We start from the raw sequence: 12,336 nt of genomic DNA on the forward strand, positions 1-12,336 counted from the left end.
GAAAAGTCGCGGGCCGAATGCCCGCGACTTTCGTTTCGGTTGAAGCACAAAGTGTCGCGCTTGAATACGGGACGTCCGCGGTCCCGGGTGCGAGCTATACCCCGCGCTCGATCTTCGTGTTTTCGTCGAGGCTGATCGAGGTCAGTTCGCCGTTGGGCTTGGTGAAGCGGACCACGGGCACCACCAGATCGTCCTCTTTGACGCGCTCCGTGGTGACGCCGGTTTGCAGGTACGCGAGGCCGCGGAATTCGCCCGTGGCCTCCGCGTTCCACTTCTTGGCGCCCACGCGGACCGCCTGCGTGATCTTGATCTTGTCGCCGGGCTTCAGCGCCCGGAGCAACTCCACGATCGCCGGATCGAGCCGGCGCGTCGGCAGGATGATCTTTTGGGCTGCGGTGTCCACGTTCAGGTGCCCTCCGCCGCGACCGCGGGCTTCGCTTCCCCGCGCACCAGCGCGATGCGCCCGGTGCGGGCCAGTTCCAGGATGCCGTAGGGCCGCATCAGTTCGATGAACGCCTCGACCTTCCCTTCCGTACCACTGATCTCGATCAGCACGTTGTTGTGCTGGATGTCCACCACCCGGCCGCGGAAGCTCTCGGACAGTTGGAACACTTCCGGGCGCTGGGCCGAGGTACACGTCACCTTGATGAGCATCAGGTCGCGCTCGACGAAATCCTCGGAACTGATGTCGTCCACGCGCACGACGGTGACGATCTTGTCGAGCTGCTTCCGCACCTGGTCGAGTACGTTGTCGTCACCGTTAACGACGAACGTCATGCGCGAGAGGTTGTGCGCCTCGGTCTCGCCGACCGCGAGGCTGTCGATGTTGAACCCGCGCGAGTGGAGCATCCCGGCGACGGTCGCCAGAACCCCCGGTTGATTCTGCACCAGAGCGGAAAGCACGTGCCGCATTGGGGAAACGCCCCCTCGTGGAAGAGAAAGTACCGGTAGTTGATGATAGAGAGACGCGAAAGGGCTTCAACGCCGGGCGCTGACAACCCCCACTTCTCGAATTGAGAATAGCGAGAAAAGCGGTGACGGCCTGCGAATGTTGACGGCACCGGGCAGAAGACTGGTGCAAATGCGCCGGCCCCTCCGCGGCAGAAGATGGTTCCCCGTCTTCGCCCCGGAGGGGCCGGCTTTCGTAGCACAGGGCTTCCGCCCTGTGCGTCCCTCGCGCAACATTTACTTCCGCTGCTGGATGATGACCCGGACGCCCTTCTTGTTCGACGAAATCACGTCGAGCAGGCCGTCGCCGTTGATGTCCGCGACCTCGAACTGCGTGCCGATGCCCGAGTCTTCGTCGATGGTCATCTTGGTGAAATGGACGATGCCGTCCGCGCCCTTCGTGTTCTTGAACCAGTAGATCGCGGCCGGGCCGTCGGAGCCGGGTTCGGCCTTGCCGTGGCTCCACCAGCGCTTGCCGGTAATGAGGTCCGGGCGCCCGTCGCCGTCGATGTCCTTGAAGTGCGCCGCGTGCGTTTCGCTCACGAGCTTCGGGAACAGGTCCACCTTCTCGAACGCCGGGTTCCCGCTCTTGTCGGTGGCGCGCTGCTTGTACCACCAGATGCCGAACTGGTGCGCGGACGAGCTGATGACGTCGGCCTTACCGTCGCCGTCCATGTCGAACGTGTACATGTCCGCGCACGCGGCGCCGAGGTTGGCCGGGTGGAACGTCCACGCGGTCTTGCCGTCGGTCTTCTCCGGTTGCTCCCACCAGCCGCCCGTGCAGATCACGTCCGCCCGCTTGTCGCCGTTGATGTCGCCGACGCCCAGCCCGTGGCTGAACTTCCGCGTGCCGGGCATTTCTTTACCGGTGTTAGCGACCGGCTTACCGTCCTTCACGTCCGGCGGAACGCTCGCTTCGCTGATCGGGTGCATGACCCACAGCGCCGTCGGGTCTTTCGGGTCCGGGGTGAAGTACGCCATCTGCCCGTCGGTCTCTTTGCCCTTCGGCTGCCAGCCCATCACCAGCACGCGCTTGCCCTTCTCGACGAGCTCCGTGTAGAGCGGCGTTTCGTTGCAGGCGGAGTGCCAGATGGTGTGTTTCTTCCAGTGCAGCGGCTTGCCGTCGGCGCCGGTGGCCTTGCCCTGGGGGTTCTCCATCCAGTAGCACGGCGCGCCCGGGAAATCGATCACGATGAGGTCCTGCCACCCGTCGCCGTTGATGTCCTCGGTCCAGCACGCGAACACGCGGCTGTAGTTGCCCAGACCGGTACCGTGGTCCTTGTACGGCTGCAACTCGTGCGGGGTCCAGTCCGGCGCCTCGTACCAGTATTCGCCGTTGAGCACGTCAATTTTGCCGTCCTTGTTCACGTCCGCGACGGCCACGCCTTCGGAGCGGAACTTCGCGTCCAGCACGGTCTTCTTCCAGGTGATCTTCGCGTCCTCGGCCTTGGGCGCCGCGACCGTTGAGGGCGCGAGCGCGAGGGCCAAGCCGAATGCGACGAGGGGCAGTACGGGTAGGAGCCGGCGCATGGGTGAGAGGTTCCTGACGAGGGAGGAGGGAGGGCAGTGATGTGGATTATGCGGTGATCGACGTGCGGAAGCAACGGGTAGCTGAAATGTCGCGCATCAGCCCCCTCGCAGATCCCACCGCTGGTCGCTCGCGTGCGAAATTGGCCGCGGGCGCGTCGCGCGCTGGAGCACCGGCAGAACGGCTCGTGCGTCCGCGTTCAATAAGCCGGCAGACCACACCGGGTTGAACTCCACCACGGCCCACCCGCGGTCGTCAATCCGCCCGACATCCACCACGAACGCGGGCGGTAGTTCGCCCTCCATCGCGGCACAGAGCCCCTCAACGACGTGCAAACCCGCAGTCGGTATCGGCGATGCCGTTGCACTCCAGCGCCACGCCGGGCGCCCATACGCGAGATAGGGCGAACCCGCGACCGCCTTTCCTTCGAGCACGAAGTAACGAAACTCCACCGACCACTCGACCGGCTCGCTGAGCAGAATCGGTGCCTCGGGCCGCGAGCGCCCGCACGTGCGGATGTCGCGCACGTCGGAATACAGCCCCGCGTCGAACCACTTGTCGAGCGGGTCGGCCGGCTTCACGAACGTCCGGCCGTCGAGCCGGTCGAGATCACCGAACGTCGCGGATTCGACGTGCCGACGCAGAAAGCGCTCCGGCACGCGCGTGAGCAAATCGAAGGACGGCTCGAGCAGCGCGAGATCCAGTGAACAGGCAGTTGACATCGCGAGCTCGGTGGTGACGTACACCACGGGATCGGGCACATCATCCGAGATCCAATCATCGGCCGCGCCGAGCACGGACCAGCCGATGCTTTCGGCCGCGGCAATCACGCGCTGATCGTACACAGCGGAAAGCGGCGGTGTTCCCCCAACGGAACACACAAACGACCGCGCCGCCACGATTAACGTGGGCATGGGAAACTCCAAAGTAACGAGGGATTAACAGCGAGAAGTGTCAGCAAGAAGGGAGCGAAACCAAAAGCAAAGACGGGCCAAGACGAAAGCGAATCTCAGGTGCGGGTGTCGTGTTTGCTGCGGCCGGAGAGGTGGGTGTAGTTAGGCCGGCTTGCTACTCGGCAGGAAGAATTCGGTGAGCTCTGATGGGTACACCACCTCCATACCGGCCTCGCATTCCACATGCGACTAAAACCGCCAACCACAAGTTGCAGATTTGACCAACTGGTTTGGTGAGGAGCAGTTATTTTGACCGGAGCGCCGGCGTAAAGCAAGAGGAACGTGACGACGATCGAGGTGGTGGGCGTAGGATCGCATTTACAGAGTGTCGGAGAGCGGCGCGAACTGTTGAAAACTCCCCTAACAAAGGGGAAGGGATGTTTTTGCACCCCCTACCGTTCTACCATTGGGCTACGGGACCGCCCGCTCCCGCCCGAGTACCGGGCACTGGGAGCCGACCGCGGTCCACCCGCCCTCAAACGAATCGGGACGCGAATTACCCGAGCTTGATGGCCTCGTTGTCGTTGTCCCCGTAACTGTCGACCGTGTGCGGGAGGGCGTACTCGCTCACCCCCCAGTACGGGTCGTTGTAGTTCCCGTAAGCGTTGTTCACTCGGATGAAATCGTTCCCGGCTCCGCCGTCCAGCGAATCCGACCCGTCGCCGCCGAACAGGTAGTCCCGCTCGGTCCCGCCCTTCAGGGTGTCGTTGCCGATCCCGCCGAACAGCCAGTCGCTGCCCGCCCCGCCCTCGAGCGTGTCGTTCCCGTACCCGCCGATCAGGGTGTCGTTCCCCGCGTCCCCGTACAGCACATCGTCCCCCGCGGTCCCGGTGCCGTCACCGGACAGGCTCTCCCAGCACCACTGCGTGCCCACCTTCACCTGATGCCCCTGGTCCCCCCACAACTGGTCGTCACCCGACCCGCCGTGCAGCACGTCCGCGCCCCACCCACCGAGCAGCATGTCGTTGTTCGTCTCGCCGGTCTTGGTGACCACCTCGACGTACACCCCGTTGACCAGATCCCGGTCGCCCCAGAGCGTGTCGCTCCCGGACCCGCCGAACAGTTGGTCCGCGCCCGACCCGCCGTTCAGGACCGAGTTGAACCGGGTGAAGTTCCGCACGATGTCGTTGCCCGCCTTCGCGTTCACCACGATCGTGATCTGGCTCCCGGCCGCGAACGACGGGCCGCCCTGGGACTCGCTGTCGTTGGCGTTGAGGATGTTGACCCCGACCGGGCGGTTGTCCCCGTACCCGGGCTCGCCCACCTGGGCGTTGTTGTACGCTTCTTGGAGGTCGATCCGGTCGGCACCGCTGGTGCCGTTCACGGTCAGCGTCCCGACGCGACTGATCGGGTTGTAGTCGAACGCCCAGGTGATGCCCCCGCTGACCGTGCCCGTCTCGTGGCGCACCGTCGCGAGCCCCGAGGTGTTGGCCAGGGTGTCGCCCGACCCGCGGTTGACGAAATCGAGGGCCGTGACCCCGGCAGCGGGCACGTTCGCGACGATGGTGCTGTTGTCGAACACGAGGTATCGACCGCCGTTGAAGTTCGAGTGCGTGACCTCGACCCGGTTGATCGCGGCGTCGCCGGTGATGGTAAGCACCCCGCCCGCGACCGACGCGGTGGCGGACATCATGGCCCGCTCCCCGAGTGCTTCGAGCCCGAGCGTGGTGGCGCGACGGGTGACGGGAGAGGTGGCCGGGGCGAACAGCTTGCGGACCCAGGTTTTCGGCGACATTTTCGTGCTCCGTTGATGGCCCCGAGGGGCCGGGTGAGGCCGGGGTTCGTTCCCCGGTGCTCACTAATCGCGGGAGTGTGACAGGAAAATATTCGCCGTCAGTCGATTAAGTCACCGACCTCTTCCTTGAGGCGCCGCAGCACCCGACTCTTGGCCTGGCGCACCGCCGCCGTACTCACTCCCAGTTCGGCCGCTACTTCCGCCGGAGGTCGGCCGTCCACGGTGGTCGCCCAGAACATGTTCCACGTCTTCCCCTCGAACTCCCCGCGCACCAACTCCAGTGCCCGGTGGTACAGGGCGTGCGTCTCGGGGGCCGGGTCGTCGGCGTCCGGTTCGCTCACCGGGTCGGCCACTTCGTTCAGCGCGGCCAGGGCCGCGGTACCGCCGCTCCCGTGCGGCTGCTGGCTCCGGCGCCGGGCGTGGCGCAGCAAAACCATCCGGGTGATCCCGCGCAGCCAGCCCCGGAACGTGTCCCCCGGGCGGTCCCGGCGAAACCGCTCGAGCCCACCGGCGGCCTCCCGGAACACCTCTTGGGCCACGTCCTCGGCGTCCGCCCCGGTCGCGCCGCCGCGCCCGGCCCAGTATTCGACCAGCGGCCCGTAGAGGCGCACCGTCCTGGTCCAGGCGTCCGGCTGGTCGGCCCGGAGCTTGTCCAAGAGCGTCATCGAGGTCGCGGCGCGGCCCGAATCGTGGGTATCAGACATGGGGCACCGGGGGCGGGATTCGCGGAGAGCGTGTCACAGCAACCGGATGTGTGTTATAACGCGACCGCCCCGGTCTTCTACCCCTCCGCGGACCCCGCTCATGACTTCCGACGCCCGCCCGACGCCCGGCGATTGCCCGACCGACGCGGCCCTGACCTCATTTCTTCGCGGCGACCTGCCCCCGGACGAAATCGATCAAGTCGCCCGTCACGTCGAGGGGTGCGCCCGGTGCGAGGGCGCGCTCCAGCGCCTCGAGGCGGGCACAGATGGTGACCCGGTCGCGGCCGCGCTCCGTGGAGCGCCCGCGTCGGCCGCCGGGCCGGGGCTCGGGGTCGGGGCCGTGGTCGGCGGTCGATACGTACTCGAGGAACCGATCGGCCAGGGCGGGATGGGCACCGTGTACCGGGCGCGCCAGACCGAGCCCGTGCGGCGCGACGTCGCGGTGAAACTGATCCGCCCGGGGATGGGGTCCGAGCAGGTGCTGGCCCGGTTCGAGGCCGAGCGCCAGGCGCTCGCGGTCATGGACCACCCGAATATCGCCAAAGTGTTCGACGCCGGGGCTCTCGGCGACGGGCGCCCGTACTTCGTCATGGAACTGGTCCGCGGGGTCCCGATCACGGCGTACTGCGACGACAAGCACCTCCCCCTGCGGGAGCGGCTCGAATTGTTCGTCCCGGTGTGCCGGGCGATCCAGCACGCGCACCAGAAGGGCGTCATCCACCGCGACATCAAGCCGAGCAACGTCCTCGTGTCCGAGGTCGACGGGCGGGCGGTCCCCAAGGTGATCGACTTCGGGATCGCGAAGGCCACCCACGGCCCGCTCACCGAGCGCACGCTGGTGACCGGCCTCGGGGCCATCGTCGGCACCCCCGAGTACATGGCCCCGGAACAGGCCGCGGCCGACGGCCTCGACGTGGACACGCGGGCCGACGTGTACGCGCTCGGGGTGCTCCTGTACGAGTTGCTGACCGGTTCGACCCCGCTCACCCGACAGCGCGTCGGCCGCGCGGCACTGCTCGAGGTTCTGCGATTGGTGCGCGAGGAGGAGCCGCCCACCCCGAGTAGCCGGCTGGCCGGGGCCGAGACACTCCCGTCGATCGCCGCGAACCGGCGCGTCGAACCGCGGCGCCTGGCCGCCATGATCCGCGGGGAACTGGATTGGGTGGTGATGAAGGCGCTGGAGAAAGACCGCGCCCGGCGCTACGAGTCGGCGTCCGGGCTAGCCGGAGACGTGGAACGGTACCTGGCCGACGAGGTGGTCGAAGCACGGCCCCCGTCGCGCCGGTACCGGGTCGAGAAGTTCGTCCGGCGCAACCGCGGGGCCGTGTCCGTGGCGGTCGGGTTCGTGCTCCTCCTGGCCACCGCAACGGGCGTGAGCACGTGGCTCGCGGTCCGCGCGATCGCGGCCGAGAAAAAAGCCGTCGAGAACTTCGAGGATGCAAAGGAGCAGCGCGCGAGGGCCGAGGGTCTGCTGGAGCTCGCCCGCGGTGCGATCGACCAGTTCGGTCGGAGGACCGCCAACGACAACCGGCTCCGGGGGCTGCCCGGGGTGCAGCGCGCGCTGCTCGCGGACACCGACGAGTACCACGAGCAACTGAACGCGACCTACCCGGGCGACCCGCGGTTGGCCGGGGACCGCGCCCGCACCCGCGCGTACCTCGGGTACATCGAGACCGAAGGGGGCTCGCGGTCGGCGGCCCGGGAACACCTGGGCGCGGCCCGGGCCGCGCAGGAGGAGTTGCTCGCCAAAGAGCCCGGGAACCGCACGTACCGGAACGATCTGGTGGCGACACGGACGTACCTCGGGCGACTCGCCACGGTCTCGAAAGACCCGGCCGGCGCGTTCGAGCACTTTGACCGGGCGATCGCGCTCGGCGAAGAATTGCTCCGCGAGGTACCGGCGAATACGTCGGTGCGAATGGAACTGTCGGGGGCGTACCAGATGGCCGGTGCCGCCCGGTTCGACGCCCAGCAACACTCGGCGGCGCGGGCACTCTACGAGCGGTCGCGGGAGCTGGAAAGCGACCTGATCCGGACGGACGGCGCGAGCCGGGAGCACCGTGAGGGGTTCGCCGTGGCGCTGAACGGGTTGGGGCTGGCGTGCTTCCGACAATCGCCCCGGGACCTCCCGGCCGCGCGGCGGGCACTGGAACAGGCACGAGCGATTTACACCGAACTCGCGGCCGCCGAACCGGATGCGTTCGAGTACCAGTACCGGGCGGCCGCGGCCCTGAACAACTTGGTCATCGTCGCGCGAGCGGAAGGAACCGTCCCGGCGGACAAAATCCGCCTGCAGTTCTTCGAGGTGATCGGAACCTACGAGCGCCTGACGGCCCGGTCGGGGGCGCATCGGTACCGGCAGGCACTCGCCGGGGCATACGACGAACTGGCGAGCGAGGGGCGCGTCGCGGGCGATCCCGCCGGGGCACTGAAGTGGGCGAATAAGGCGTGGGCCGTGGTCGAGGGGTTGCGGACCGGTGATCCAGCGTCCCCGGACCTCCAGAACCTGATCCGGAACGTACAGTGGAACCGGGCGGAGGTGTTGGCCGCGCTCGGGCGCTCGAACGAAGCGCTGCCCGTGTGGGACGAATTGCTCGCGATGCAGCACACCGAGGGCACGCGGAACGAGCTCCGGTCCCAGCACGCGGTGAGCCTCGCGGCGGTCGGACAGCGGGCGGACGCGAGCACCGAGGTCACCGCTCTGACGGCGCCACCGGAGGCCGCCCGACTGCTGTTCTTCCGGGGGGCCGAGGCCCTGGCCGAAGCGTCCGCTACAGCCCGCCGGGATGCCACAATCCCTGCGCTCGCTCGGAGCTTTTGGGCCGAAGTGTACGCGGCCCGAGCGATCGAGCTCCTGACCCGCTCCCGGGACATGGGCTACCTCGTGACCCGGGGCGGGAAGCGGGAGTTGGCGACGAGCCCGTACCTGGCTCCGCTCCGCGAGCGCCCGGGGTTCAAGCGCATTGCCGCGGCGCCTGCGCCTCTCCCGGTTCCAAAATTAGAAGTCGCACCGCCCCCGAGGGAACGTCCCTTGATGGGCGGGAGTTGAGAGCGGACGACACGGAATTGGTGCCGCCGACCGAGTTCAACCGGCCGCCCGAGCGGGCGCGGTGGGAGTGACGAAGGCGACCTCGACGGATGCGGTCACCCCGGCGCGCCCGCCGTCATTCCGCCAACTTCTTCAAGAGCGCGATCTGCCCGGCGTGGTAGGCGTAGTGCTGGGCGGTGCCGTGCAGCATGACTGTGACCGGGTACGTCTTCCCCGGCACGGTCTCGTCGAGTTGGGCAGCGTTCAGCCCGACGATCACGTCGAGCAGCCTTCGGTGCTGCCGATCGAGGTTGTCGAGCGCGGCCGCCCACGCCGCCTCCGAAGTGTCGGGCACGGGCGGGAAGTTGCCCGCCTCCGGTTCGCCAATCGCCCGCCACTCGGTGATCCGCTGGGCGACCACCTCGGTCCACGCGGCAAGGTGATTCACCAGTACCCAAACGGAGTGCGCGAGCCGCGGGTGCTGCGCCGCGGCTCGCGCGCCCGTCGCACCCTTCAGCACCTCGCGCAGCGGCGGCCCGTGCCAGGCGTCGCCGTCGTAAGCGCGGCGGAGTTCGTCGTAGATCCGAGCGCGTTCTCCAGACAGCGGCATGATTCACTCCCGTCTATCGTGGTCAGGCCAGCACTTCGATGGTGAACCCGCCCGGGGCGGTTAAGTAGAACGTCCACGATCCGTGTTGCTTGCTCGGCTCACGGCGTCCGCGTTCGGTTGGCCGAACCCGATGTGGAAGTTGGGCGGGTACTTCACCTCGTCCACCCCGCCGAGTTTCATGCTGGTGAGCGTCAGGATCATCCCGTTCGCGTCCGTCAGGAACGCGATGTTGTTATTCGCGCTCGTCCCCCGCATCCCGAAGTACGTCTCCAAGAACCGGTACGTCTCCGGCACGTCGGTAACGGTCAGGTTCAGGTGGTTCAGGTTCACGGCTGCCCCTCCCGCTTGGCGCGCTTTCCGACGGCCGTCTGATACGCTTCGGCGAGCAGTGGCTCGACGCGCTCGAACGTCTCGGCGCTCGGGTTGAGCACGCACACCCAGTACATCATTCCGTACACCGGGTGGGGCATGATCGTATCAAGTGCGGTGAAGTCGTGGTCGTTGGTCTGGAACAGCGACTGGAAGGTCTGCTTGGAAGCGCCGACGTTCAGCCGGAACACGCCCGGGCGGTTCAGGTTCGAGAACTGATCGTGCTCGTCGCCGGTGACGAGCGTGGCGAACGGGAACATGTGATCCTTCGGGGCGCCGTCCTCGGGGTTGTAGAAGAAGAACGTCGCGCCGAGCGCCACGACGGTGTCGACTCCCGGGTACGTCTCGGTGATGTGCCTCGTGATCGCGGCCTCGTCCATCGGTTCCGCCCTCGGGTGTCGGGTGTCGAGCGTCTCACGGACCGAGCGCCCAGCGCTCCGGCGTCACCGTCCGCGCCTGTGGCCGGTCGCCCGGCACCACGTCACACGGTGCCGGAGAGGGCAGACACGCGAACCCCACGAGAGGTTCGCGCCGGTTACGTTTTGCGCCGGTAGTGAGCGGTCATGAAGTGGTGCCACGTCCCGTCCTCGGCCTGGAACCGGGACGACAGCGTCCGGTGGTTTGGGGAGAGAATCTCGATCGTGTCCTTGTACTTCGCGGTCTTGGTCGCGTCGGTAAAGCTCGGCCCCTCGGCGTCGAGCGTCAGCATCTTCCCGCTCGCGTCCAACTCCCCCTCGTACACCCACAGGTTGGTCATCATGGACCCGATGAAGGTGCCCACGAACTTCTTCTTGGTCGGGTCGTAGCCGAGCGTCATCACGGTCTTCATCGGCACGTCGCCGGGCATCTGCCCCTCGCACTGCACCCACACGGTGAGCGAGCGGACGGTTTCCGTGCCGGTGTGCTTCACCGGCGGTTGATCGGGGCCGCCGCTCCCCTCCATTTCGGTGACCCACTCGCCGACGAGTTGCTCCAGCCACTTGTGCTCTTTCTGTGGTTCCGCTTGCATGTCTACCTCCGTGAGTCGGGCGAAGTGGGTGAATTTAAACGGGCCGCGGTAGCGAGTCGATGTCAGCATTAGAACCCGGGTGACTGAAAATTGAATTTGTAGGCTCTTGTGCGATAGGGGCTACGACGGGCCACCGAGCCGGGGGGCCGAGCCGCGCCGTACTCTGAGCGGAACGACCCCGGAGAATTCCCGTGACAATAGCCGCCGACCTGTATCCGGTCCTCGACACGCCTCAAGCCCTGATCGACCTCGACGTGGTGGACCGAAACGCGGCCGCCATGTTCGCCCTGGGCCGGGCCAACGGGGTGGACGTCCGGGTTCACTTCAAGTCCCTCAAGTGCGGTGGATTGGCGCGCCACCTGATGGCGGCCGGGGCGGACAAGTTCCTGTGCGCGAAGCTGAACGAGGCCGAGGTGCTGGTCGGCGCCGGGGTCCGGGACGTGCTGGTGGCGAACCAGATCGTCGGCCCGGTGAAGGCCCGCCGGCTGGCGGCACTGGCCGCCCGGGCCGACGTGTCCGTGTGCGTGGACGACGCGGAAAACGTGGACGAACTGGCCGCGGCCGCTCGCGCCGCCGGGGTGTCGCTCGGGGTACTGGTCGAGGTGGACGTGGGGCAGCACCGGTGCGGCGTCGATCCCGGTGCCCCGGCCGTGGCTCTCGCGCGACGAGTGCTCGGTCACGCCCCGGCACTGCAATTCCGCGGGCTACAAGGGTACGCCGGGCACATCCAGATGATTCCCGATGCGGCCGATCGGGGCCAACAGTGCCGGGCCGGGCTCCAGTTGTTGGTCGGTACCCGCCGGGAGCTCGAGGCGGCCGGAATCGCGGTCCCGGTGGTCACCGGTGCGGGGACCGGAACCGCCGACACCGCCGCCGGGTTCCCGGGGCTGACCGAGATTCAGCCGGGGTCGTTCGCGGTCATGGACGCGGCGTACCACGCCGTCTGCCCGGAGTACGGGTGCGCCCTGTCGGTCCTCACGACGGTGGTCAGTCGGCGGGACGGGCGGTACGTGCTCGACGCCGGGAGCAAAGCGATCTCGCGAGACTTCGGCACCCCGGTAGTCAAGGACCGACCGGCCGACCGCGTGACAGCGGTCAACGAGGAACACACGATCGTGGCCCCGGGTGACGGCGAGGCGGTACGAGTCGGGGACCGGCGAGAGGTGCTGCCGGCCCACTGCTGCGCGACGATGAACTTGCACCGATCGTGTGCGGCCGTCCGCGGTGGGCGGGTAGAGGCCGTGTGGCCGATTGAGGCCAGCGGGCGGTACGATTGAGGTGACGCCCGCTGCGACGCGCGGAACTTCGAGTATACGTTCTCGTGCGCCCCTCGTTCCCCCGGTCGCGTCAATGATACTTTGCGTGCAGAAGTGACGACACCGAGCCTTTGCGAATCGTGCGAGCGGATGCGCGAGGTCCGCACGCCGCGGTCGCGCTTTTTGCTGTGCGAGT

General features: G+C 67.5%; 12 protein-coding genes. 2 read left to right on the forward strand and 10 right to left on the reverse strand.

The window, feature by feature from the left end; translation table 11 throughout:
* Positions 1 to 94: 94 nt before the first annotated feature.
* From J8F10_RS19075 to J8F10_RS19100, 6 genes are all read right to left on the reverse strand, one after another.
* Positions 95 to 403 carry a hypothetical protein gene (locus J8F10_RS19075; protein ID WP_210656325.1) on the reverse strand — a complete coding sequence of 103 codons (309 nt, stop codon included), beginning with the start codon at positions 401 to 403 and terminating at the stop codon, positions 95 to 97.
* Between the two features lie 2 nt (positions 404 to 405).
* Complete coding sequence (gene ilvN / locus J8F10_RS19080; RefSeq protein WP_210656327.1) at positions 406 to 912, reverse strand: acetolactate synthase small subunit; 507 nt, start codon at positions 910 to 912, stop codon at positions 406 to 408.
* Between the two features lie 273 nt (positions 913 to 1,185).
* A complete protein-coding gene (locus tag J8F10_RS19085; protein WP_210656329.1) occupies positions 1,186 to 2,478 on the reverse strand; it encodes an FG-GAP repeat domain-containing protein in 1,293 nt (430 codons plus the stop codon).
* Between the two features lie 96 nt (positions 2,479 to 2,574).
* The gene (locus J8F10_RS19090) at positions 2,575 to 3,390 is read right to left on the reverse strand and encodes an ATP-grasp domain-containing protein (RefSeq protein WP_210656331.1); all 816 of its coding nucleotides are present in this window, start codon (positions 3,388 to 3,390) and stop codon (positions 2,575 to 2,577) included.
* 535 nt (positions 3,391 to 3,925) lie between these two features.
* Positions 3,926 to 5,164 (reverse strand): calcium-binding protein, encoded by a 1,239-nt coding sequence (locus J8F10_RS19095; RefSeq protein ID WP_210656333.1) that lies wholly within the window; start codon positions 5,162 to 5,164, stop codon positions 3,926 to 3,928.
* Between the two features lie 98 nt (positions 5,165 to 5,262).
* Positions 5,263 to 5,868, reverse strand: coding sequence for an RNA polymerase sigma factor (locus J8F10_RS19100; RefSeq protein WP_210656335.1), 606 nt, complete (start codon positions 5,866 to 5,868; stop codon positions 5,263 to 5,265).
* A 100-nt stretch (positions 5,869 to 5,968) separates the two neighbouring features.
* On the opposite strand from J8F10_RS19100, the gene J8F10_RS19105 reads away from it, so the two are divergent.
* A complete protein-coding gene (locus J8F10_RS19105) occupies positions 5,969 to 8,917 on the forward strand; it encodes a serine/threonine-protein kinase (RefSeq protein WP_210656337.1) in 2,949 nt (982 codons plus the stop codon).
* A gap of 115 nt (positions 8,918 to 9,032) precedes the next feature.
* Here the strand turns inward: J8F10_RS19105 and J8F10_RS19110 are convergent, their stop codons facing one another.
* The 4 genes from J8F10_RS19110 to J8F10_RS19125 form a co-directional block, all read right to left on the reverse strand.
* Positions 9,033 to 9,506: a DinB family protein gene (locus J8F10_RS19110; RefSeq protein ID WP_210656339.1), complete on the reverse strand. Its 474-nt coding sequence runs from the start codon at positions 9,504 to 9,506 to the stop codon at positions 9,033 to 9,035.
* Between the two features lie 60 nt (positions 9,507 to 9,566).
* On the reverse strand, positions 9,567 to 9,836 hold the full coding sequence (locus J8F10_RS19115) for a VOC family protein (RefSeq protein WP_210656341.1): 270 nt from the start codon (positions 9,834 to 9,836) through the stop codon (positions 9,567 to 9,569).
* The gene (locus J8F10_RS19120) at positions 9,833 to 10,255 is read right to left on the reverse strand and encodes a DUF6194 family protein (RefSeq protein WP_210656343.1); all 423 of its coding nucleotides are present in this window, start codon (positions 10,253 to 10,255) and stop codon (positions 9,833 to 9,835) included. The genes J8F10_RS19115 and J8F10_RS19120 overlap by 4 nt, the downstream gene beginning before the upstream one ends.
* Positions 10,256 to 10,410: 155 nt before the next feature.
* Positions 10,411 to 10,884, reverse strand: a complete 474-nt coding sequence (locus J8F10_RS19125; protein WP_210656345.1) for a DUF1579 domain-containing protein — start codon at positions 10,882 to 10,884, stop codon at positions 10,411 to 10,413.
* Between the two features lie 191 nt (positions 10,885 to 11,075).
* On the opposite strand from J8F10_RS19125, the gene J8F10_RS19130 reads away from it, so the two are divergent.
* Positions 11,076 to 12,161, forward strand: coding sequence for a DSD1 family PLP-dependent enzyme (locus tag J8F10_RS19130; protein WP_210656347.1), 1,086 nt, complete (start codon positions 11,076 to 11,078; stop codon positions 12,159 to 12,161).
* The last annotated feature ends 175 nt before the right edge of the window (positions 12,162 to 12,336 follow it).

The sequence above is a fragment of the Gemmata palustris genome, assembly GCF_017939745.1.
In the GTDB taxonomy this organism is placed as follows: domain Bacteria; phylum Planctomycetota; class Planctomycetia; order Gemmatales; family Gemmataceae; genus Gemmata; species Gemmata palustris.

Bases quoted from the DNA above. Each gene is read 5' to 3' on its own strand.
- ilvN (WP_210656327.1), bottom strand. From the start codon at position 912: ATGCGGCACGTGCTTTCCGCTCTGGTGCAGAATCAACCGGGGGTTCTG.
- J8F10_RS19085 (WP_210656329.1), bottom strand. From the start codon at position 2,478: ATGCGCCGGCTCCTACCCGTACTGCCCCTCGTCGCATTCGGCTTGGCC.
- J8F10_RS19090 (WP_210656331.1), bottom strand. From the start codon at position 3,390: ATGCCCACGTTAATCGTGGCGGCGCGGTCGTTTGTGTGTTCCGTTGGG.
- J8F10_RS19095 (WP_210656333.1), bottom strand. From the start codon at position 5,164: ATGTCGCCGAAAACCTGGGTCCGCAAGCTGTTCGCCCCGGCCACCTCT.
- J8F10_RS19100 (WP_210656335.1), bottom strand. From the start codon at position 5,868: ATGTCTGATACCCACGATTCGGGCCGCGCCGCGACCTCGATGACGCTC.
- J8F10_RS19105 (WP_210656337.1), top strand. From the start codon at position 5,969: ATGACTTCCGACGCCCGCCCGACGCCCGGCGATTGCCCGACCGACGCG.
- J8F10_RS19110 (WP_210656339.1), bottom strand. From the start codon at position 9,506: ATGCCGCTGTCTGGAGAACGCGCTCGGATCTACGACGAACTCCGCCGC.
- J8F10_RS19120 (WP_210656343.1), bottom strand. From the start codon at position 10,255: ATGGACGAGGCCGCGATCACGAGGCACATCACCGAGACGTACCCGGGA.
- J8F10_RS19125 (WP_210656345.1), bottom strand. From the start codon at position 10,884: ATGCAAGCGGAACCACAGAAAGAGCACAAGTGGCTGGAGCAACTCGTC.